Source organism: Spirosoma harenae (assembly GCF_054776975.1).
The window spans coordinates 25,907-49,616 of sequence record NZ_BAAHBD010000005.1 but is presented as its reverse complement, the minus strand read 5'-3'; the positions used below and the strand labels follow the sequence as shown (position 1 = coordinate 49,616).

General features: G+C 47.6%; 19 protein-coding genes and 2 pseudogenes. 14 read left to right on the top strand and 7 right to left on the bottom strand.

All coding sequences use genetic code 11. The annotated features are described in order from the left end of the window. Positions 1-224 precede the first annotated feature (224 nt). The 11 genes and pseudogenes from ACYVE4_RS03400 (at position 225) to ACYVE4_RS03350 (ending at position 15,462) form a co-directional block, all read left to right on the top strand. Positions 225-721, top strand: a pseudogene (locus tag ACYVE4_RS03400) (DUF1684 domain-containing protein). Positions 722-1,608: 887 nt separating this feature from the next. After that, a complete protein-coding gene (locus tag ACYVE4_RS03395) occupies positions 1,609-4,608 on the top strand; it encodes a SusC/RagA family TonB-linked outer membrane protein (RefSeq protein ID WP_460995503.1) in 3,000 nt (999 codons plus the stop codon). Between the two features lie 56 nt (positions 4,609-4,664). Next, positions 4,665-6,008 (top strand): RagB/SusD family nutrient uptake outer membrane protein, encoded by a 1,344-nt coding sequence (locus tag ACYVE4_RS03390; protein WP_460995502.1) that lies wholly within the window; start codon positions 4,665-4,667, stop codon positions 6,006-6,008. Positions 6,009-6,221: 213 nt separating this feature from the next. After that, a complete protein-coding gene (locus tag ACYVE4_RS03385) occupies positions 6,222-7,109 on the top strand; it encodes a cyanophycinase (protein WP_460995501.1) in 888 nt (295 codons plus the stop codon). A gap of 18 nt (positions 7,110-7,127) precedes the next feature. Continuing rightward, entirely contained in the window at positions 7,128-8,474 is a 1,347-nt protein-coding gene (locus ACYVE4_RS03380) for a DoxX family protein (protein ID WP_460995500.1), read from the top strand. A 13-nt stretch (positions 8,475-8,487) separates the two neighbouring features. Beyond that, positions 8,488-10,179 (top strand): hypothetical protein, encoded by a 1,692-nt coding sequence (locus ACYVE4_RS03375; RefSeq protein WP_460995499.1) that lies wholly within the window; start codon positions 8,488-8,490, stop codon positions 10,177-10,179. A gap of 109 nt (positions 10,180-10,288) precedes the next feature. Then, complete coding sequence (locus tag ACYVE4_RS03370; protein WP_460995498.1) at positions 10,289-10,879, top strand: c-type cytochrome; 591 nt, start codon at positions 10,289-10,291, stop codon at positions 10,877-10,879. Beyond that, positions 10,880-12,141 (top strand): annotated as a pseudogene (gene soxC / locus ACYVE4_RS03365) (sulfite dehydrogenase). Positions 12,142-12,147: 6 nt separating this feature from the next. Beyond that, on the top strand, positions 12,148-13,617 hold the full coding sequence (locus ACYVE4_RS03360) for a phytoene desaturase family protein (RefSeq protein WP_460995497.1): 1,470 nt from the start codon (positions 12,148-12,150) through the stop codon (positions 13,615-13,617). 32 nt (positions 13,618-13,649) lie between these two features. Continuing rightward, positions 13,650-14,939 (top strand): YeiH family protein, encoded by a 1,290-nt coding sequence (locus tag ACYVE4_RS03355; RefSeq protein WP_460995496.1) that lies wholly within the window; start codon positions 13,650-13,652, stop codon positions 14,937-14,939. Positions 14,940-15,000: 61 nt separating this feature from the next. Beyond that, entirely contained in the window at positions 15,001-15,462 is a 462-nt protein-coding gene (locus tag ACYVE4_RS03350; protein WP_460995495.1) for a thioredoxin domain-containing protein, read from the top strand. 5 nt (positions 15,463-15,467) lie between these two features. Here ACYVE4_RS03350 and ACYVE4_RS03345 read toward each other — a convergent pair whose 3' ends face one another. From ACYVE4_RS03345 to ACYVE4_RS03335, 3 genes are all read right to left on the bottom strand, one after another. Next, entirely contained in the window at positions 15,468-16,040 is a 573-nt protein-coding gene (locus ACYVE4_RS03345) for a hypothetical protein (protein WP_460995494.1), read from the bottom strand. A 60-nt stretch (positions 16,041-16,100) separates the two neighbouring features. After that, a complete protein-coding gene (locus ACYVE4_RS03340) occupies positions 16,101-16,958 on the bottom strand; it encodes a chromate resistance protein ChrB domain-containing protein (RefSeq protein WP_460995493.1) in 858 nt (285 codons plus the stop codon). Between the two features lie 78 nt (positions 16,959-17,036). Then, complete coding sequence (locus ACYVE4_RS03335) at positions 17,037-17,603, bottom strand: recombinase family protein (protein WP_460995492.1); 567 nt, start codon at positions 17,601-17,603, stop codon at positions 17,037-17,039. A gap of 275 nt (positions 17,604-17,878) precedes the next feature. Here ACYVE4_RS03335 and ACYVE4_RS03330 point away from each other — a divergent pair, with 275 nt between their 5' ends. The 3 genes from ACYVE4_RS03330 to ACYVE4_RS03320 all read left to right on the top strand — a co-directional run bounded on the left by ACYVE4_RS03330 (position 17,879) and on the right by ACYVE4_RS03320 (position 19,730). Then, on the top strand, positions 17,879-18,307 hold the full coding sequence (locus ACYVE4_RS03330) for an antitoxin Xre/MbcA/ParS toxin-binding domain-containing protein (RefSeq protein WP_460995491.1): 429 nt from the start codon (positions 17,879-17,881) through the stop codon (positions 18,305-18,307). Positions 18,308-18,310: 3 nt separating this feature from the next. Next, positions 18,311-18,778 (top strand): RES family NAD+ phosphorylase, encoded by a 468-nt coding sequence (locus ACYVE4_RS03325; protein ID WP_460995490.1) that lies wholly within the window; start codon positions 18,311-18,313, stop codon positions 18,776-18,778. Between the two features lie 361 nt (positions 18,779-19,139). Next, on the top strand, positions 19,140-19,730 hold the full coding sequence (locus ACYVE4_RS03320) for a dihydrofolate reductase family protein (protein ID WP_460995489.1): 591 nt from the start codon (positions 19,140-19,142) through the stop codon (positions 19,728-19,730). A gap of 177 nt (positions 19,731-19,907) precedes the next feature. Here the strand turns inward: ACYVE4_RS03320 and ACYVE4_RS03315 are convergent, their stop codons facing one another. The 4 genes from ACYVE4_RS03315 to ACYVE4_RS03300 all read right to left on the bottom strand — a co-directional run bounded on the left by ACYVE4_RS03315 (position 19,908) and on the right by ACYVE4_RS03300 (position 23,218). Further along, positions 19,908-20,630, bottom strand: coding sequence for a LytR/AlgR family response regulator transcription factor (locus ACYVE4_RS03315; protein WP_460995488.1), 723 nt, complete (start codon positions 20,628-20,630; stop codon positions 19,908-19,910). 325 nt (positions 20,631-20,955) lie between these two features. Beyond that, on the bottom strand, positions 20,956-21,795 hold the full coding sequence (locus ACYVE4_RS03310) for a helix-turn-helix domain-containing protein (protein WP_460995487.1): 840 nt from the start codon (positions 21,793-21,795) through the stop codon (positions 20,956-20,958). 74 nt (positions 21,796-21,869) lie between these two features. Then, a complete protein-coding gene (locus ACYVE4_RS03305; protein ID WP_460995486.1) occupies positions 21,870-22,580 on the bottom strand; it encodes a hypothetical protein in 711 nt (236 codons plus the stop codon). A 17-nt stretch (positions 22,581-22,597) separates the two neighbouring features. Continuing rightward, complete coding sequence (locus ACYVE4_RS03300; RefSeq protein WP_460995485.1) at positions 22,598-23,218, bottom strand: cupin domain-containing protein; 621 nt, start codon at positions 23,216-23,218, stop codon at positions 22,598-22,600. Positions 23,219-23,710: the final 492 nt, after the last annotated feature.

The window sequence follows — 23,710 nt, the reverse complement described above, 5'->3', positions numbered from 1 at the left end:
TTCTGGCTAACCGAAGGTGAAAACACCTTTGGCTGCAGCGATAAAAACAAGATTGTGTTTCCGTCAGATCATAGCGATGCAACGCTAGGCAAATTCATCCTAAAAAACGGCACTGTTTCAGTAGAAACGGCATCTAATGCTCAAGTATTTTCAGGCGATACACCGGTCAGAAACTCCAGCTTTTTCCGTACACAGGCAAACCTGTTACGCTGAAACATAAGTCGTTGCGGTGGTTTGTCATCCAGCGGGGCGATAAATACGCGATTCGTCTGCGCGATCTGGAAAGCCCTTTTTTAAAAGAATTTAAGGGTATCGACACATATCCAATCAGTACCGACTGGCGCATTAAAGCGAAGTTTGTACCAACGCCCGGTAAGAAAATTGCCATTACCGACATCACTGGTCGGACAAGTGATCAGGACTCGCCAGGGCGGTTGTTATTTATGATAAATGGCAAAGAGTATGGCCTTGATGCGACCGGAAATCTTACTCATTTGCACTTCGTTTTTGCCGATCAGACCAATAAACATGAAACGTATGGTGGGGGCGGTTTTTAGACGCGCCAGGGCCAGATGCCGAAGGCTTTACGTATCTGGATTTCAATAAAGCGACCAATCCGCCCTGTGCCTTTACGTCCTATGCCACCTGCCCAACCCCACCTAAAGACAACAAACTGGCGGTTGCTATCCTGGCGGGAGAAAAACGATATGGCGATCACTGATTCGATTAATAAGCGAGATTATAGAATACAGTCCATAAGTATTAGCATGATAGGTTAGTAGGTACGTTACTACGTCAGCCGACCTTACTCGATTAGGGTCGGTCTGGCGATAGTTTCTGTATTATTCATCCGGTCGGCTCACTGAAATTCCCAACAAAGTCCTACTTTTTACATCAGCCGCTTTGATAGATTTAGTGTATATAGTAGGCCTTTTTCAAGTAGATTCTTGTTAGGTTAAACCAAGTAAGCTAACTACACTAACCTGCTCAATTTCTAAAACTTACCTGTCATTCGGAGCCAATTAACCACTATACTTTCTAAGTAAAAAGACTTATAGCCAGTTTGTAATAACAGTAATTCTCTATAGACTAATAGATAATTGCCTGATAATCATTTTTTTTAAATATTTTTGGAAATGTAAAATCGGCTAATCACCTTTGCCTACTAATTAACAAGATTAGTAGGCGTTTTACCATGAGTACTTCCTAAAAATGAATAGGGCACTCTGTTCGTATCGGTGCATTTTTTGAATTTAATGCGCCTGATTGCTGCCCCTAATGATTCTCTGCTCTTATCTGCTTCGTACAATTTTCGGGTTGGATAATAGACTGCCTACTTTAACACAATATTCATCAATTCACAAGTGCAAGTTAAAATGACGGAAAACTAAATGATTGCTTTTTATCCTACAAAATCAATAGGATATATGGTTTTATAAATTCCCTGGAAAGGTAAAGTTTCAGGAAGAATAGCTAATACGTACAGCTTCGTGATTCAGCGGCAACTGGTTTATGAGGCATAAAAAAGCCGAAACGGCGGCAACCGTTCCGGCTAGTTACTAACAAGGCTCTGACAAGCCTCATTTTTCATATAACCAAAACAAAGTAATGCAAAAACTTTTATTTGCAGGAGTAATCTGGCTACTTTCCTGCGGAGGAGTATTCGCTCAATCAACCCCTTCCCGCCAATCGGGTACGATTCGAACCCAGACAGGCGAAGCACTTCCAGGCGCAAACATCGTCCTGAAAAATCAAACAAAAGGGGCAACCACGAACGCTGAAGGCCATTTTACGCTGGAAGCGCAGGTTGGTGACGAGGTAGTTGTTTCGGCCATTGGCTACCAAACGACTACTCTAAAAATTAGCTCAAGCAATCCACTTAACATTACTTTACAAGAGTCAGCTTCGCAGCTGAGTGAAGTGGTGGTGGTTGGCTACGGTACCCAGGATCGTAAAAATCTGGTGGGTTCGGTCAGTCAGGTCAATGCTGATGAGATCAAGAATCGTCCCGTTGCCAGTTTCGATCAACAATTGCAGGGACGGGCCGCTGGTGTGCAGGTAGCCGCAAATACGGGCGTACCCGGCGATGGAATCTTTTTCCGAATTCGGGGAACGACATCTATCAATGCCAGCAACGATCCACTTTATGTTGTGGATGGTGTGTTCGTCAACAACCAGTCCCTGCAAAAAATCACGACGCAGGGGCAATCCAATAACCCACTAGCCGACATTAATCCTGCTGATATTGAATCGATTTCGATTTTGAAAGATGCCGAAGCAACGGCTATTTACGGAGCGCGGGCAGCCAATGGTGTCGTCCTGATTACGACCAAGCGAGGCAATTACAATAGCAAAACGAAAGTGAGGCTCAACGCTTCGGTCGGGAAGGCATGGGCGCCCAAGCTTTGGGATTTGGTAACGGGCCCCGAACACGCGACGATTATCAACGAAGCCTGGACCAACGACGGTAAACCAGCCTCTACGCGACCTTTCCGACCCGTTTCGGAAGGTGAACGTGGTTTACCAGAAGATCAACCTACGTATGATCGACTAAGCGACATTTTCCGGACGGGGGCTCTACAGAATTATGATGTAGCTGTATCGGGCGGTACTAAGCAAACGCGGTTTTATCTGGGCGGTGGCTATACCAGTCAACAAGCTACGCTACGGACCAACGACTTTTCTCGGGCAAGTTTTAAACTAAATCTGGATCAGGATATTACGGATAAAGTTCGGATTGGCACGAGCAACATTTTTTCGCAGTCGAACCGGACCAACGCCCGTGTCGGTGATGGTCCACAAGGGGGTATTTTACAAGCCGCGCTACACACACCAACCTATTTGCCTAAGTTCAACACGGACGGTACGTACGCCAAATGGGCTGGGTTCGATAACCTCGACGTACTGATCAACAATACCGATATGCACTCGACCAGTACGCGTTATATTGGTAATATCTACGGCGAATACGACATTCTGAGCAACCTGAAATTTCGGAGTAGCTGGAGTATTGATTACAACGACTATAATGAATACGAATACTGGAATACGCTCACGAACCGGGGTAGTGCCAGCAAAGGATTGGCAACCTCGAGCATTAGCAAAAATACGATCTGGATTAACGAACAGACACTTTCGTATCGGCAAACGTTCGGTTCACAACATAATTTTGGCGCGCTGTTAGGCAATACATTCCAGGGCAACGTATCGACTCAGACGTTAGCGCAGGGGACCAATTTCCCATCAGATGCGTTCAAACAGATTGCATCAGCATCGGTCACTACATCGTCGTCCAACCGCAACCAATATAATCTTGCCTCTTTCTTCGGACGGGTCGATTACAACTTTGCCCGGAAATACTTTTTCGAAGCCAGCTTGCGGGCTGATGCGTCGTCGAAGTTTGCGGATGGACATCGCTGGGGCTATTTCCCTTCCGCTGGGGTAGCCTGGCAGTTGAAACAGGAGCGTTTTCTCCAGAATGCTACGTTCCTGAGTGATCTGAAAATCCGGGCGAGCGTTGGCTGGACTGGGAATCAGAACGGCATCGACAATTATGCATCGCGCGGACTTTGGGGCGGTGGTTACAATTATCAGGACAATCCTGGCACGGTTCCTGTTCAACTGGCGAATCCGGAATTGAAATGGGAAACGACTCGCCAGACGAATATTGGGGTAAACGTAGGCTTGCTAAACAACCGAATTGGTCTGGAAATCAACGCCTATTCGAAATACACCTACGATTTGTTGCTGCAAGTGCCCCTGGCGCAGAGTTCAGGCTTTGCCAGCATCTACCGCAACGACGGCGAAATCAGCAATCGCGGACTTGAGTTTGCCATCAACTCCCTGAACATCAGCAAAGGCGGTTTTCAGTGGAATACCAGTTTTAATATTGCGACCAACGTAAACCGGATCGAGCGGCTTTCGATTCCTGTGGATGCCAGCTATGCTACCGAACGCATGGCGCAGGGCCAGCCGTTTCACGCCTTTTTCGTCTACAAGCAACTCTATGTCGATCCAAAAACGGGTGATGCTGTCTACGAAGATGTGAATAAAGACGGGCTGATTACCGTGGCTGATAAGCAATTCTACGGCAGTGCATTACCGAAATTCTTTGGTGGTTTGAACAATTCATTTTCCTATAAAGGGTTCGATCTGTCGGTATTCTTCAATTTCAGTTCCGGCAGTAAAGTCTTCAACAACAATCGATTTTTCCATGAATCGGGCGGTACGCGCGACGACCGACGGGCTATCAACAAAAACCAGTTGAATCGCTGGCAGAAAGAAGGCGACATTACGGATGTTCCCCGCGTAACAACGATAGGAAACAATTACAACCTGAGCCCAACCAGCCGATTTGTAGAAGATGGTTCGTTCATCCGGCTCAATTCAGTCGTGTTTGGTTACACGATTCCTAAAGCGATCCTAAGCAAAATTGGTATCTCTTCAGCGCGTGTTTATTACAATGGCTCCAATCTGTGGTTGCTGAGTAATTATCAGGGGCCTGATCCAGAAGTAAACGTAACAGGAAATCCCACTACGCAAGGCTATGACCTGGGTACACCCCCTCAGCCCCGTACTGCCCAATTTGGCCTCAATCTGACTATCTAACAGTAAACCAGTGGCTGATTCGCTCTCTGCGGTCGAATCAGCCACGATCCGATATCATGAAAAATTCGTTTAAACTGATTCCGTTTGTCCTTTTACTCGCGGGTTGCCAGAGTTTTCTAAATGTGCAGCCCGAACTACAGGTCGATGAGTCGCAGGCCATTACCAATGCCAGTACGGCCGAAGCTGCCGTCAATGGCCTTTATAATCGGCTGGGTAGCGATGGGTATTACGGTTCCAACTATCCATCATTGTCATACTTATCGGGTGGTGATATTCAATGGACTGGTTCTCAGTCGGCTCCACAGGAAATTACCTCCCGGAAATTAACCGCCGATAACAGCTATGTAGGTTCAGCCTGGCAGGCAATTTACCGGGCAATTTTACAGGCAAATTATTTACTCGAAACGGTTCCTACGTTGGCCGATCCGCAACTAACGGCTGATCGCAAGAACCAGATTCAGGGCGAAGCGTATGCTATTCGGGCGTTATCGTATTTCGATCTGGTTCGGGGATGGGGTGGCGTTCAGTTGATTCTAAAAGCAACGCGTACACCTTCGGATAATACCGGAATTGCCCGTAGTAGTGTGGCTGATACCTATGCTCAAATTCTAAAGGATTTGACGGCTGCTGAACCGTTAGTGAGTGCAACCACTAATCGTAACAAAATAACCCGGAAAACAGTGTGGGCGTTGCGGGCGCGCTATCACCTGTATCGACAGGAATGGGATCAGGCCGAAACCTACGCCAGCAAAATCATTGACGATGCCACGAGTTACAAGTTAGCCAAGCCATACAATACCTTCTATGCGAATAATGCTGCGGCTACGACTGAATCGATTTTCGAAGTTGCCTATACGAATTCGTTTAAGAATGGCAATTATAACTGGTGGCTTCCCCCGGCCCTGAGTGGTCGGCGCGAATGGGCGCCTAATGCGGCTCTGGTTACACTACTCAACGATCCAGCCGTCGGTGGCAACCGTAAAGACCTGATCGCCCAAACCGCTGCTCCGGGTAATTTGTGGTATGGCAAACTTTACTATCGTACTCCTCTGGGAACTGATCCGGCTTACATCATCCGGTTGTCGGAATTGTATCTAATTCGGGCCGAAGCGCGCGCCCAACTCGGCAAAATAACAACGGCATTAGCAGACCTAAACGCCGTTCGCGACCGAGCTGGTTTAGCGGCATCACAAGCGGCAACAAAGGATGCCATCCTACTAGCCATTGAAACCGAACGGCAGGTTGAGTTTCCCTTTGAAACTGACCGTTGGTTTAACCTAGTGCGAACGGGTCGGGTAGCGACTGTACTGGGCATTACCGATGCGAATAAATACGTACTACCCATTCCAAACAGCGAGATTCTAGCCGATAAAGCACTTACGCAAAATCCTGGCTATTAGCTTATAAAGCCGTGTATCGATATAACGATTGTATAATAAGTGCCCAAGTAAAATAGCTCAGTTTATTTTGAAAAGGCGTTTTTGTCCTGCTGACGAAGGAAGCATCCGCTCCGGCGGCCCGGTTCGGTAGCTAAATAAATGATCTCCCTCGAAGATGCTTCCTTCGTCAGCAGGACAAATAATAGGCTAATGTTCTTTAGAGAAATCATTAACATGAAAAAGCAACTCATTTTCACCTTCCTCTTTTTAAGCTTAATCACAACGTTAACTCAGGCGCAGACACCCCCAACGGTGGGCCCTGAAAAAGGGGCGTTGGTAATTGTCGGTGGTGGAGCTATGGGCCCCGAAATCTGGCATCGATTTATTGACTTGGCGGGTGGAGCGGCCAACGCCTGGATTGTGGTAGTTCCCACAGCGGGTGAGGATTCGTCCGTTGTCCGCACGCCACGGGAACTGGAACAATTACAGAAACTAGGCGTCAAGAATCTGACTGTTCTTCATACACGCGATCCCAAAGTCGCCAACCAGGAATCGTTTGTGGCGCCATTAAAGAATGCTACAGGCGTCTGGTTTGTCGGTGGACGTCACTGGCGGATAGCCGATTCGTATCTGAATACACTATCTCACAAAGAATTCAAGGCTGTACTCGATCGGGGTGGCGTGATTGGCGGTACGTCAGCGGGTGCAACGATTCAAGGTTCATTCATGGTTCGGGGCGATACTAAAGGCAACTCGATCATGATTGGCGATCATACACAGGGCCTCGATTTTATTCACAACGTCACGATTGATCAGCACTTTCTACGCCGAAATCGCCAGTTCGATCTGGTTGATGTCATCAAATCTAGGCCCGAATTACTCGGTATTGCAATCGACGAAAGCACAGCGATTGTGGTGCAACAAAATACATTCGACGTAATTGGTAACTCGTACGTAGGCATTTATGAAGCAGCCCAAATTGCGAATAGTACGAAATACCCATCGAGCCAAAACAGCACTGGCGGACCGTTCTACTTTATTGGCAAAGGGCAAAAGTTCGATCTGAAAGCGCGCAAAGTGATCAATCAATCACCCGCCCGGCCCAACGAACCAGCTAAATAAAATCCAACTACTCGAACGATGTCTAACGCTGAATCTGCTTCACTACCTGCCTGGTCGAACGGCGAACGGATCGTTTTCCGCTTTGTCTTCCTGTATTTTGTAATCCAGGCTGTTCCACTCGATTGGCACTTTTACCGCGATCTGTTTACGATCGATTGGGGTGCCTATTACTATCGTGACCTGTTCAATCTGTCACACTACGCCCCGCATTTTTTCGGTCCCGTCGATACGTTCGCTAACTGGGGTATTGTTGCGATTATCGCATTAGTAGGTACGGTGATATGGACGATTCGCGATAATCAACGACAGGATTATACGGAGCTTTATTACTGGCTACAAGTCATTCTTCGCTATCGGCTGGCCATCGGTGTGTTGGCGTACGGATTTCTTAAATTATTTCCGATGCAGGCGCCACTACCATCGATCAGCAACCTAAATACGGCCTACGGTGATTTTACAGCCTGGAAATTGTTTTCGCTGAGCATAGGGATTGTGCCTTCCTACGAGTCATTTTTAGGGCTAGTTGAAATTCTTGGAGGATTGCTACTGCTGAATCGGAAAACGACCTCGATTGCTACACTGATCATCATTCCGTTTCTGGGAAATATCTTCATGTCGAACCTGGCCTACGAAGGGGGCGAGTATGTGTATAGCTTTTTGCTAATCACGTATGCTCTGTTTCTATTTGCCTTCGATGCCGTTCGGCTATTTCGACTCGTTTCACTGGAGCAACCGGCCATACCCAATCGATTTAAGCCTGTGCTGACAGAAGCCTGGCAGCGTTATGGTCGTCTGGCACTTAAAAGCGCGTTTATCCTTTTTGCCGTTTTCGTTTACGGATACAAAACCTACGCGGCTTATCGGATTGGCCCATACCAGTTCCCCAAAACGCCTGGTCTGCCGGGAACTGCCGGAGTGTATGACGTCGCTGAATTCAAACTGGCGGGACAGACACATCCCTATTCGAAAACAGATTCGTTGCGTTGGCAGGATGTCGTCTTTGAAACCTGGAATACGATCAGCATCAAATCAAACCGGCCCGTTTTACTCGACAAAGTAGAAACCGAACAGATTCATAAGGCAGATGCAGACCGTACGTACGAAGAAGCTGGCTCCGCCGGACGGCATTATTACAGCTATCAGATTGATTCGGTACAGCACATATTATCGCTGAAAAATCGGAATCCGAATTATCCAAACGAAACGCTGACGCTGCACTATAATCAAGTTGGCAAACAGGATTTAGTTCTGTCAGGACTTAACGAGAATCGGGATTCGGTCTACGTTGTGCTACATAAGTTGAATAAGAAATACCTACTCAACGAAGCGGCCAAAGCGGGCCGTCGCGGTACTCTCAAACTCTAACCATTGCGTATTCATGGCACTTCCAAATATCACTCCCGAACGGTTAGACTTAGGACTGGTTTCGCCCGAAGAACTGGTAGATACTTACGTATTGGCGAAAAAGCCCGCTCCCGACGACGCTTCAACTGCAACGATCAAACGTTTTCAAGACTGGAGTAGTTGGCAAAAAATCCTGTTCCGTATTGCCTTTATTTTCTTCATTGCCATGTCGCTGCCAACCAGCGCGAACTGGTATAAAAATGCCTTCTCGCTCGACTGGCTACATCTGCATTACCGCGATCTATATGACGTAGCGCGTTTCCAACCAAACTTGTTAGGCAGAGTGAAATGGTGGCCTGCCTGGATGGGTTGGGGTGAATGGGTGTTTATCCTGCTTGTTTCTGCGGCTATCGGGTTAGTATGGACGGCCATCGTTCGACTTCGAAAAGCAGAGCCGCGTAACTATAATTTATTGTATTACTGGCTGCGAGTCGTCGTTCGCTACCGGGCGGGAATCGGGATTATTGGGTTTGGGTTTACCAAATTGATGCCGACGCAATTGCCGTATCCATCACTGGGTTTACTGAACACCAATTTTGGCGATCTGACGGCGCAGAAAATTTATTGGTTGTCCATCGGTATTGCACCCTGGTATGAAGTATTTACGGGTGTCGTCGAAGTGCTGGCGGGGGCGCTGCTCTTCTTCCGGGCCACTACGTTTTGGGGCTCTGTGCTGCTTTTCGGTGCCCTAGCTGATATTGTTTACGTGAATATCGCTTACGATGGTGGGGTTCATGGGTACAGTTCGTATTTCGTACTACTTTCCGGATTTCTACTGATATACTACGTTCGGGATTTGTATAATCTGTTTATTCGGGAGAAATTCACGATTCCCGTTTATTACTATCCAACATTTAAAGGTTGGCAGAAAGGAGCCCGCATTGGCCTTAAAACCGCTACTATATTCGTTTTCCTAGTGCTGCTAGGCTGGATTCAATACCTCAATTTCCGATACGATCCGTACAAACAGCCCGCTCAGAAAGGCGTTCGGGAGCTTCGGGGTAATTACAATATAACGGAGTTCCGAATTAACAATAAGACCATCCCTTATTCACCAGTGGATTCTCTGCGTTGGCAGGAAGCCACATTTGAAAATTGGTCAACATTGACGTTTAAGGTAGCTCGAGCGACGCCGTTGGATTTGTCTAATGGCGGTGGCTCGCCCATGCGTGATCTTAACCGAACCTTTGAGCTGACAGGCGTAGCGGGTGGCCAGCGGGTATTTTATTACGATGCCGACCCCGTTAATCACACGCTGTATTTACAGGATAAATACCGCCCGTTCGATGGTCGACGAGGTGAAGGTGGTGAGGGCGATTCGCCTTCTGGACAGGATTCCAAGAAGGGTAAACCGAGCCCAAAAGACCGCAAGGATAAACCAGCAGACAACTGGATTCCGGCGACAGCCTTGGCGAATATTGGCCCCGAAAATTCAAAAATTGAAGCGATTGCCCGTACTACTCGACGTACAAAAGGGATAAAATCCGAAATGCGTCAGGAAGATGGCAAACGGAAGCGAATGATTCTCAACTACCAGACGACCAACGGATCGCATGTTATTCTGACCGGTGTCAACGAAAATAAGGATTCAATTTATGTCGTGCTGGACCGGATCAATCGGCCCTACGCGCTGTCGAAGAGTAGGCTGAATGCAGGTGTATATTAGTTATTGTGAGCTACAGTTGATTCGGCCTACAAATACTATTTATTAACAAGCTATTATAGACGATTTTTGTCATCCTGACCTTGATTCACGTTAGCCGCTGATTTTCATTATGAACCGATATAGTCTTTGGCTACCAGGTGTCTTTTTATTCGTGACGTTGACTAGCTATTTACAGACGGACGGCGAAACGACTATATATTCACCGACAGCCAAAATCGATACGATACCCGCTCGTTTCGGTTTCGGACGACCAGCTACAGCAATTGACATTGCTCGGCTGGATATCGACGTTCGACCCGATGGAAAAGGATTACCGCCTGGCCAGGGGCTGGCTGTTACTGGCAAACAGATTTTTGCGACCAAATGTGCAGCCTGTCACGGTCCGGGGGGCGTGGGCGGCCCAAACGGTTCACTGGTAACTACGACTAATTCAGACCGAAAACGGTCGGAAAAAACCATTGGCAATTACTGGCCGTATGCCACAACAGTGTTTGATTACATCCGTCGGGCAATGCCATTCAGCCAGCCTGGTTCGCTTACGAATGACGAAGTGTACCACCTGACAGCCTACTTGCTACAGGCCAATGGAGTCATCAACGAAAAAACCATCATCAATGCGCAGACGCTTCCGCGTGTGGTGATGCCTGCGCAAAAACTGTTCGTTCCAGACGACCGAAAGGGTGGACCTGAAATTAAGTAAATGAAGAAATTTCGCATTCAACTAGAGCAGTTTACGAACCGTATTTCCCGAAGGACGATGCTTGGAGGTGCGGCCACGGCAGCCGTAGCATTTGTTCAGACGGCCTCAGGCAAAACGATCCAGCAAGGCGTATCGCTCAACGAGTTACTACCCGACGATCCAACCAAACAAGTAGGTACGTTGGCTGGTGAAGTTGGAACACGATCTGCGTTTGAAAAAGTCGTCAAAAAACCGTCCGACATTTCTTCGCGTTCGCCATTGCAGGATTTTTACGGGATCATTACCCCATCCGATCTGCATTTTGAACGGCACCATGCGGGTGTACCTGTCATAGATCCGGCTAAACACGAATTACTGATTCATGGCATGGTCGATAAGCCACTGGTATTTACTGTTGCAGACCTAAAACGCTTTCCATCGGTTTCACGAATTGCTTTTTTAGAGTGTTCAGGCAATTTCCGTAGCGGCAAAGAAACGCTTAGTCCGCAGGAAATCTGCGGACTAACCAGCCAAAGTGAATGGACGGGCGTAAAACTCTCGACCTTGTTTCGGGAGGTAGGTGTCAAACCGACTGCCAGTTGGTTTCTGGCCGAAGGGTCAGACGCAGCTATTATGACGCGCAGTATTCCCGTCAAAAAAGGTTGGGATGATACCATTATTGCCTACGCCCAGAATGGCGAGGCCCTTCGTCCTGAACAGGGCTACCCAGTCCGACTGTTTCTACCCGGCTGGGAGGGGAATACGTCCGTCAAATGGCTCCGCCGAATCGAGTTGTCCGATCAGCCGTTTATGACTCGCGAAGAGACTTCGAAATATACTGAACCGATCAAAGACGCCGAACGCGGCCCGGGCAAGTATCGACAGTTTAGTTTCGACATTGATGCCCGGTCAATCATCACCTTTCCAGCTTACCCGAAGACGGTTGAAAAAGGCTGGATCGAAGTTCGGGGCCTGGCCTGGAGTGGTCGAGGTAAGGTGATACGGGTAGAGGTTAGCACCGATGCGGGGAAATCCTGGCAATTAGCTGCGCTTCAGGAGCCAGTTATGGACAAAGCGCATACAGCGTTTCGGTATCTGTGGAATTGGAACGGGGGTGAAACAGAGATTTTGAGTCGCGTAACTGACGATACAGGTTATCTTCAGCCTACTATGAACCAATTAATTGAAGCGCGTGGTAATACCATACCACCGGCTATCATTTTAACCCGATTACAGCCTGGCGAATTAAGTCCAACGGCTCGGTCTTATTCAGACCAGAATAGTGAGGCATGGCGAAACATGAATTTGATGCGGTAATCGTTGGCGCTGGACCGAATGGTTTAAGCGCGGCTATTGTACTGGCCCGAGCCGGTTTGTCGGTCATAGTGCTGGAAGCTCAGTCAGTGATTGGCGGAGGGACGCGTTCGGCAGAACTTACATTGCCCGGTTTTGTACATGATATGGGATCGGCCATTCATCCGATGGCGGCTGGTTCACCCTTGTTTCAGCAATTGCCTTTGGCCGAACATGGTCTGGAATTCATTTATCCACCTATAGCCGCTGCGCATCCCCTCGACGGCGGTACGGCTGCTACGCTCGTTGGCACTGTAGACGATACTGCCCGTAAGCTGGGAGCTGATGGAAAGACGTATCATAAACTCTTCAACTCTATCGTTCAGCATTGGCCTACTCTGGCAGTTGATCTCTTGGGCCCTTTACGTTTTCCGACTCATCCGCTTGATCTAGCGCAGTTTGGTTTGGATGCACTGCTTCCCGCAACGGCCATAGCCAATCGATTTAAAACGCCTGAAGCCCGAGGACTCTGGGCAGGAATGGCCGCACATGCTATTCAACCGCTCACGAATCTGACTACCTCAGCGGTTGCCCTCGTGTTGATGGCAATCGGCCACCAACGTGGCTGGCCGATGCCCAAAGGGGGGGCTCAGGCGATTGCGAATGCTTTAGGATCTTATTTTAAAACATTAGGTGGTCATATAGAAGTAGACCATCCGGTTCGATCCCTGGCTGATTTACCCAAATCACGGGTGGTGCTGTTTGATCTGACGCCGAAGCAACTGCTGACTATTCTCAACGGTAAACTATCCAGCGGATTAGCGAATCAGATTTATAGGAAACAGTTGGAACATTACCGATATGGCCCTGGCATTTTCAAAGTCGACTGGGCGTTAGATGGGCCTATTCCGTTTACTGCTTCGGACTGCCAGCAAGCCGGTACGGTTCACTTAGGGGGTACGTTCGAAGAAATTGTCCGATCCGAACAACAAACCTACGATGGACAACCTCCAGACCAGCCGTTTGTCCTACTGGCTCAGCAAAGTTTGTTCGACCCCACCCGTGCTCCGGCAGGCAAGCAAACGGCTTGGGCGTATTGTCACGTCCCTAATGGTTCAACAGTAGATATGACCGAGCGAATCGAACGGCAAGTAGAGCGATTTGCACCGGGTTTCCGAGACCGAATTCTGGCTCGTCATTCCATGAATACAGCGCAAATTGAATCCTGGAATCCGAACTATGTTGGGGGTGATATTAACGGTGGCATCCTCGATATCTGGCAATTATATACACGCCCAGTCATTGGCTTATCGCCCTACCAAACCTCCGAACCGGGCATTTTTATCTGTTCATCAGCGACTCCACCGGGTGGTGGCGTTCATGGCATGTGTGGCTATCACGCGGCTCGGGTCGCCCTACGCGAAGGCTTTGGTAAACCCGTACCGATTACCCTGGCCGGCCAATAAACTGAGTTTACTTTTAATTAACCTGCAATTTTATGTCAACAGTTGCTGCCACAAATTCTAAAACCCGCTTTGCTCTCACAGAAGATTGGACGGTTGTCGTCCTTGGCTTGCTGAGTATTATACTAGCCTTGAGCGGCCTAATTATTCCCGCTCCTAAATTCGATTGGTACAGTACTGACGACTTATTTACTAGTATTTTTACATCGAAGAATGGCTTATTAATTGTCGAACAGTTTCTCTTTACATACACACTAGCACTACTTGGCAGTCTGTTAAAAAGTGATGGTTCGATCGTCAAATCCGTTCGCGCTACGCTGCTTGGTTTCCCGGTGATTTTCGCACTTACCTTGCTGGCACTGCTATTGGCAGGGAATAAAACGCTTAAAAATCTGAACCTCGAAGCGGTCATTTTTAGTCTCAGTATCGGGTTAGCGGTCGGAAATCTCTTCCGCTTACCAGACTGGCTACGAGCTTCCCTGTCTACCGAACTGTTCGTCAAAATTGGGCTAGTTCTGCTAGGAACCACGGTCATTTTTGGTGATATCCTGAAAGCTGGATCATTAGGGCTTATACAGGCACTAGCCGTGGTAGTATCTGTCTGGTATTTTGCGTACTGGATCAGCAAGCGGCTGAACGTAGATGATGAACTCACGATGATGCTGGCTTCAGCGGTATCGATCTGTGGCGTATCAGCAGCCATTGCCACCTCGGGCGCTATTCAGGGAGACGGGAAAAAACTGTCTTACGTGATTTCATTAGTATTGATTACAGCCATTCCAATGATGTTGCTGATGCCATACGCGGCTCAGGCACTGGGCTTATCGCCCGAAGTGACCGGGGCCTGGCTCGGCGGCACTATTGATACCACAGGAGCGGTGGTCGCATCTGGCACACTCGCTGGAGAAGAAGCCCTGAAAATCAGTACAATCGTTAAGTTTTCGCAGAACGTATTGCTAGGAATTGCTGCTTTTGCCATCAGTGTTTATTGGACTTATACGAAAAATCAGTCTGAAACAGTAAAAACCAGCAAGCCAACATTAGATGTTATCTGGGAACGTTTCCCAAAATTCATTCTGGGTTTCCTAGCCGCATCGTTACTGTTTTCGTTTTTCATCAGTCCGGATACAGTGAATGTCGTAAAAGGTAGTTTGAAAAGTTTACAGGGACTTTGGTTTGCGCTGGCCTTCACTAGCATCGGTCTGGAAACCCGCTTCGCTGATCTGTTCAATGCCGATAACCGCCGACCCCTTTATGCGTTTCTTATCGCTCAGACGTTCAATATCTTTATTACCCTTGCTATAGCCTCTTTATTGTTTCGTTAGAAAAAGCCCAATTTCAGTTACGGAGAATTTGAACATATCCGTATTTGATTGGGTAAAAATAATGCCGAAGCCAAGGGGATCAATTTATCAAACGGCGATTTTGGCTCCCTTGTACAAAGCCAACCGAAACCGCGGTGTCGAAATCCTTGGGTTGACTTTCGAGCGAAAAAATGATCTGGCACTTTCCAAAACGGCTCTGTCGCGACTATTAAAGCGGTACGATGTCGATTACGATTTGCTGTTTGCGGGGCTGGCCAATAAGAAAGTGGCGTCGTATGCTCTGCCTGCACTGAGTAAAGTACTGGCTTTAACCACGACTATCCTCGATAAGCAGGGCAATGTGGCCCTGATTCATACGGGCTACACGGGATCAGCTACCGGAACTTATTATGATGGATATGTACGAGAGTTCAACCAAATTATTGTCAAGCGGGTGGCTCTTCGAAGCCAATCGTGCCTAAGCGCAGAAAATACCGGATCAGTTCGGTTAGCGTATACAAACAGGGAGGTGAATGCATCCTGATTGCATTAAAAGACAATACCAAACTGAAAACCTATCGTAAACGAAGCCCCATGATCATTGCCAAAACGAACCGGTAGGGGCAGAGCGACAAAGTAGCTGTTGGTTGGGGCTTTACGAACGATTTTGTTCAGAACGGGGGTGAATCCATAGCGCCCCGAAGTCTCAAAGGCTAAACGGGTAGCTAGCGTATAGTCTTTTCCCAGGTTTACTAATACACCGGGATGAACCAGTACGTTGGCCACCTTACTGGTTCCATGCTCAGACCGCACCAGCGGAACGACCTCTACACTAAAACCAATTTGTTTAGTTTTCCACAGATTCAACCCAATCGGAAATCCAACCGCATAATAGCTATTAAAATTGGTTTCGGTTCCTGTATCATTCCAGGTAACCAGCGGATGTAATACCCCTAGGTAGCCAACCATTCGCGGATATACAGGGGCTATGGGTGGTGAGGCTAGTGGTTGAGCCAATACGCTGGCCGACTGTAGTATGGTCAGCAACACGAAAGCATAAATGCTCCTAGAAACCACTTTAAACGTGGTCTGGATAGGTACAAGACAGTTAGCTTTATCCATCGAATGGTTATACTTTTTGCAAGGATACGCCCTCGATAGAGCCCAAAAATAGAATGGATTTTACCTGTTTGTATTGGTTTTACCTATGGACTTATTTTTTCGGTAATTCGAGGGGTTTTGGCCCACCGTTTTTTTGAATATTCGCGTAAAGTGGCTTTGATCGGAGAAACCGGTTAGATAGGCAATTTCGGTTAGGGTATAGGTGGTTGTTTCCAGCAATTGCAAGGCCTTCTCAATACGGAGTTTACGAATATATTCCCCAAAGGAAAGATCATCAAAGTAACGGGCGAATGTGCGCGAAACATAGGCCGGGTTGACGGCCAAACTTTCTGATAACTCATTGAGACTTAGCGACAGGTTAGTATCGATCTGATCCTGAATTAATCCTCTCAATTCCTGCACCCAGCCGGGTGTTTTTCGCTGACCGGTTGGTTTGAGGTAGGCTTGTAAAACGGCTAATAGTAGCTGTTCGGTTGGGCTTTGGGTGTGCCTGATGGCCTGGAGATGTTTTGCCCAGCTATACAGGGCATCATAGATCATTAGGCCTTGCGTGAGCAATTGTTGGTCATCCTGGATATTAAAGGCCAGCCCGGCAGATATAGCCCACAACCCCGCCGACTGAGCCGCTAACGTGTGGTTATCGGTATCAGCCCCACGAATAATAGGTGCCATTGCTTGCAAAGCGGCATCGGTAAGGTCATGTTTTTGAAGAAAATAATCGAAGGTGCATCGATCCTCGTAATGGGAGTATTCGACACCTGGTACATCGAATGGAGTCGCTTGGAGTGTTTGAGCTTGCTGGATTACCTGGTCTTCCGGTACAAAAATAATTGTGGCCTGCTGGTCAATGAATCGTTTGATAAGCCAGGGGCAAGCCAGGCGGTCAATTTTAGGTCGTTCGCGGGTAATCCAGTTCATGGCACGAACATACGGTTTAGCTTGATTTCTTGTAATACTTTTACCGAATCACGAAACACCCATTTTTTGAAGCAACCGTTATTTTGCTTCTCGCCAAGCTAAGTAGCGGTAAACTGTCGCTCGGCTTAGGTGAAATAACTGACCAATCTCTAAAATCGTATGGGTTTTAAGAGTATACATCGTCTTTACAGCTTGGGCCTTTACTTGGGCTTCGGTAGAGAGTCCTTTCGGACGGCCGCCTATTCGTCCCCTAGCCCGCGCTGCGGCCAAACCCGCTAGGGTACGCTCGCGGATTAAATCTCTTTCAAATTCGGCCAGCGAAGCAAACAGGTTAAATACCAAACGACCTTGTGCAGTGGTGGTATCGATAGCATCATTTAGGCTACGGAAACCAATGCCATTGGTTTGAAAATCGTTGACCAGCGTGAAGAGTTCTTTTAGTGACCTGCCCAGTCGGTCAAGCTTCCAAACAATGACCGTATCACCTTCTCGCAGCATTTCCAGTAACTTTCGTAACTGGGGCCTCTCTTTAGCCGAGGAAACCTTCTCTTGGAAGATCTTTTGACAACCTGCTTTTTTGAGGTCATCTAGTTGCAAGTTCAGGTTTTGATCTTGCGTTGAAACGCGGGCGTATCCGAATAGCATACTATTATTTCAATGCAGGCAAGGAAGCTAGGCTGAACCAATAGCAGCGAACCATGTACTTCGTAAGTGAATCAGTCGGGGGGAGCTGATTGACAAGCCATGACCTTAGCTATAGTTTCTCAGGAAGATGCGACTAGAAATCCGTCAGTTGCATCTTCCTGAGAAATTATCATTTTGGTCTACGCTTATTATTACATGCTATCAGGCTGGCCAAGCAGATGGTGAATTTGACCGAGTGAACTTTTATAGTTAATTTAGTGGATAAATTCACTCCGATGGCCATCACGCTGCCCTTCTTACCGCCTAATCAAGCCCTGCTCCCCCGGCTCATGACCGAGCAGGAGATCATCGCCCGCAGTCGACAAGGCGTGCTACGAGCGGAAGCTGACCGCATAGCACGGTTAGTTGGCTTAACCGATAAAGAAATGGCTATTGCTTTAGGCTTATCAGCATCCTACCTGCATCGGCTGAAAGTCGATCAACGCATTAGTCAGAATGCCTCCGAGCGACTGCTGCTGCTAGAGAACTTACTTCTACACATGTTAGATACCTTCGAAGGACGTGCTTTAACGGCCCTCAATTGGATGCGTGCCCCCTTACGTGAACTTGACTACCAAACGCCCCTTCAGACACTAGATACGGTTACGGGCTATACGTTGGTAGATCGGGTACTGGGCCGTATTGACTATGGCATCTTCGGATAAGCTATGGCTATTGTTTATCGCGTAGTGCGTCAGAAGTATGCCGCCCAACCCCTAGATGTTACTGGTACATGGCTCAATGGAGGTCGGTGGAATCCGCCGGGTGTTGGCATTCTTTATACAGCCGAACATCCGGCACTTGCTTTGGTGGAAATCTTAGTGCATATGCCTCAGGTGCCCTATGATGAGTTACCCACCTATCGGTTGTTGAGTCTGGAGTTACCTCCTGACAGTCAGCGTGTATTGAATGTGACTCAACTACCGCCTTATTGGCAGGAAAATACGTACAACCGTAGTCAACATCTTTTAGCCGATTGGCTAGCCAAGCCGGATGTGCTAGCCTTAGGTGTACCCTCCTCGGTTATGCCTGATGGCATCAACTATTTATTGCATCCGGCCCATAGTAGCTATGGCTCCATACAGGTGATTAATGAGAAGCCACTAGTAATTGACCCTCGCCTTTGGTCGAAATAGGCCAAGGTGACAGTATGCCTATCCCCTACGTCTCAGTTTGGAGGGTTTAGCGAGAATTGATCTTGGGAAGTGGGGTGGTAGCCTTTTTCTGGTCAACGACTCTATTTTTCGGTAAACGGTGCTTACCGATGGATTGGGTTGTGTACAGACGATACGATTGGGAGAAACGAACTATGGCTATTTTTGAGTTTATATCCATTGGTGGCGCCCTCAGGGCAAACCACCGACGAGCTGGAAAAATTAAGACGTGCACGGTTGATACTTAAGAAAAGCGGATTTTGAGTTGGAATCAAAACTGTTTACTACCTATCGTACAACATGCGTTATATACGGTATACGAGTTAGCTATATCTAACAAACTATGTCAAAAATCATTGCAATCATGTCCATGTCGCTGGACGGCTTTGTCGCTGACAAGCAAGATGGCGTAGCCGAGGTGTTTGATTGGTATTTCTCGGGTGATGTAGAAATCAAGACTGGCGGAGCCGATTCCATGACCTTTCGCTTATCTGCTCCCAGTGCCCAACATTATAAAAGTCTTTCTGATGAACTAGGCGCTGTACTAACCGGTAGACGTACCTTCGAGGTGGCCCATGGCTGGGGTGGCAATCATAGTTGGGGACCCGCCTTCGTGCTGACGCACTCGATTCCTGCTGGCTGGCCAAGGCCTAACTCGACCGTACACTTCGTTACGGATGGACTGGAATCGGCTGTCAGGCAAGCGAAAACTGCGGCTGCTGGCAAGGCCGTTGGGGTTCATGGTGCGGATACCATTCAACAATGTTTGAACGCGGGTCTACTGGATGAGTTACAGATTGACTTGGCTGCCGTTCTACTGGGTTCGGGCATTCGGCTCTTTGACCGGCTAGCCAATACCCCATTTGTTCTTGGTAATCCAACTGTCACCTCAGGCGAAGGCGTTACACACCTGCGGTATTCAGTATTAAAGTAAAATTCTGAAGTACGAGACGTCAGGCCAAACACTACTCCTAATCATTTAGCGAATGCCCCTATTAAAGGCGCATGTAAACCCTGTCGTCTCATGCAGGAGCCTTTTTTGAGAAGAACCCGTGTGAGTTTTATGGCATCCGTTTCGGGCGCAACATAGCCACTTAAAGGCGAACGGTTACTAATTACCCAAAGCACCGTTCGACAGCAAATGCCGATAATTTTTGCCTATCGGCAACTCGCTACCCGTTTTGAGATGGATCCGATTGCCTTCCAGATAATGAACATAGTGTTTATTCAAAATATAGGACTTATGGATCCGTACGAAGGAAATAGCGGGCAATTGGTCCTCAAAACTACTTAAGGTACGGGCTGTTAACAGAAACGTCTGCTTCCCCCAAACCTTGACGTAATTGCCCAGGCTTTCCAGATAGCTGATGTCTTCTAGCAGTACCTTCACCAGCCGTTTGTCAGATTTAACGTAGATATGGTCGGACGCAGCCTGGAGCCTGATAGGCGCTTCCGCTCCACTGGGTATCGGTAGCTGGCGCAGCGTAAATTGCGTCTGTGCCCGGTTGACTGCTTTGAGAAAGCGGTCAAAACGAAACGGTTTCAGCAGGTAATCGCAGACCTCCAGCTCGAAGCTTTCCAGGGCGTGCTCCTGATGGGCCGAGGTCACAATGATCAGCGGGTGCTGGGGCAAGCTTCGCAGAAAATCCAGTCCATTTAGTTTGGGCATCTGGATGTCCAGGAAAATCAGGTCTACCGCTTGACGATTTAACACCGCAACGGCTTCGGTGGCCAGATAGCACTGACCTACTATTTCCAGAAATGGGATATCTGCCCCGTAAGCCAGGATCACCTCATGGGCCAGGGGTTCATCATCAACGATCAGGCAACGCATACGTGTCTACTTCCAGGTCGGCTCGAAAAACGGAGCCGTCGTTGTTAATCTGTAACCGATGTTTGGCGGGATAGATTAACTCCAGCCGGCTTCTTCTCTTTTACAAGATCGTGTTGTTGAGCCATTGACCATGCCGATAGTAGCCATTGGAGCGGCCAATTAGTTGTCAATGTAACTGAAGCCGATATTGTCTCGCCATCTCATTAATCACCCATCCCTAAAGCAGACCATGAATGCTTCGTCGTCCCAAGTGGGAGGGTTTAATGAGATTTCATGAATTTCGAGGGTAAACGCCTTTGACACCATGTCACAAAAAGTTACCGGTTCACTCTTCGCAGAAGCCGAAAAAGCGGCTGTTTGTGGCTTTTTCCATTTCCAGATAAGAGGCTGGCGTGAGATGGGTAAACTCTTTATAATCTTTTGCCAGATGTTGATAATCAAAATAACCGCAGGCCAGGGCAATACTAAGCCAATCTAAAGCTGGATACTTATTTTTCAGTCGAAGGGCTTTATCAAATCGGATAATCCGGTCGAACGTTTTAGGGCTTACCCCCATCCGCTCATCGAATTTCCGGATAAACTGCCGTACACTCAGGCACGATTGATCAGCGAGTCGATCTAATGAAATGGGCTGCTTTTGGTGCAAAATATATTGACTTGCTTTGTCAACAGCCGACTCAGCCTTGGGAACAGTTTTTATCAAACGTTCCAGAAATACACCTATGATTTCAAGCATTTCCACCAGGTCATCGCTACTGTTCAAACGAATACAAACATCCCGAATAGTAGTGCCCCATATGGCTTCTGCATCGATGAATGTATTCGTCAATTCATGCAACGCAATACCCGTGAGTCGATAGAGCATTCCTGGCTGAAAAATTACTTTTATCGCCCAAAAATTGTACCCACCGTAGCGATAGATGGGGATATCCTGAAGGCCGTAAATGATGCTTCGCGGGTAGGTGATAATCGTGGGCGAATCGATATAACTGGCCCGTTGCGGATCGCGAACATAAAAGGTTAGGCAATGTTCAGGGCGGGGTGTATAGTATTTGACAGGTAAACACATATGCTTCTCAAATTCGAAGCGGAAAACTTCGTACCGAAGAACACATGTTTGCAAAGCAAGATTGTCGAACTGACCCTTGTAAAATAGAGCACCCATATAAAACATCGGCTTGTTCTCTAGGGAAATATACTGATTTACAGCACGTAAACCAAACTAGCTTTAGTTAGCGGCTATAACGCAGCAATGCCAAACAAGCGTACAAATCCCTGGGCTATCCATTGCCAGCCTGCCGAGTTAGGTACCCACGGAAATGCGTCATAAAAAAGCATACATATGAGCAGCGAAAGAAGGTAAGGGCGGTAGTTTTTAACCTTGACAAATTCATAAATCAATAGCCCAACCAGAAAAACATCGCCAAGTGCAAAAGCAAACAGGACAGCTAATTTGAAATCAGCAAATCCGAAATTGATACGTCCGATAGCGGGCCCTAGCAAGGCAATTGCCGATGCAATCATGTAGAGCATGTGCAGGGCTGGCGTTTTGCGATAAATAATTGCCAGCACATACAACGTAACAAACGGAATCAGAGCGGATACGGGAAGATACAGAGACGCTAAGTTCCGCGCTTCCGGCATTTTGGGCAAGTTTCGCAGGTACTGTCTCCGCATGACAGCCAGCATCGACCAGACGATCATCGGTACCAGTACGTAAGACGCTTTTCCAATGAACCGGTGCAGATCGAGCCGTTTCTGGTAAATAAGAATCGGTTGTATGATGAGCATAGCAAACCACAGTAACAGCAGCATCGTGTGCGTATGATGCACATACGAAAGGCCAGCGAATACCGGGAACTTGCCGAAATAGTTTTTGTAGAACCCAGCAATAATAATCGCCAGCATAGCTACGAATAAATAGCTAACGTGTTTATAGGAACGCTCCATGATATGTAGGGATGAGCTTATACGGTCAATCCATACGTATCGACAATTTGCTGGTAGCGAGGATCGGCCATAAACCAGACGACGTCGAATTGTTGATCCAGTTCCTGGATACCAGCCTGCATAGCTGCCCCAAATTCAGGGGTTCCGGGCTGGATTCCCTGCGCGATCAATTTGGCAGGGATGTCCCTAAACATACCCTCCAGATACACCTCGAACCCTTGATTGGGAAACATGTCGATGAACCGTAGCGGCTTATCTGAGGGATTGAAAAAGGTGTGTACCAGGCCATGCGGGCGAAAGCCAAATCCACCCGCTTCGACAATGAAAATCTTCCCATCGACCATCATACCGGCTGTACCTTCTACGACATACATCAGTTCGTCCGCTTCTTTGTGCAGATGAATTGGCGGTCCCATTCGTTTGGGGGCTACGTAGCCTTCGATGCAACTGAAACGGTTGTTGGTCTGGCTTTGCCGAATCATGGTTCGGACGATGTTTACACCATTTCCAACGCCGATGTCGGTGGGTTTTGACGGTTCAACAATAAAAGGACGTAGCGTTTTTTCGCCCGATTCCTGCGTAGGTGTGTTCATATCCATACCCGAATCTTTTGCAGTAAGTGAATAATTCAGGGGCAAAACTAGACGGGTATCGTGGTTGGATACTGGTAAAAAAATGACATTTTTCACTCCCGCAACTCAAATCCATGATCGGCGGGTTTCTGGCCTTTCTCAAAAAACGACAAGGGCTATAGGAACATAAGCACATAACAATCAATAGCTTTTGTATACAAACATTTCTTAAAACGCCCAATTAAAGAGTCAAATCTTGGGAGATTCCCCTGTCTATTTGTTGCTCCCAACTGAGACAGGGGAAAGCTCCATTCAACGTGGCCGTCAGATGATTTATTGGCTCTATAGTCATCTTGAATCAATAATCAGCCAATAGAAGTGAGCTGGTTTCACTGATCTACACAGGGCACATTTTTCGCTTACCACTTGGTTAGTTACTCAAAACTGAACGCCTGGATAAGCTCTTCTAATTGGGGTTGCCCAACTTGTAGATTACGCCTTGCTAATTGTCAGAATAAATCCTCAATTTCATCCCATCAACTTGTTTCATGGGGTTTA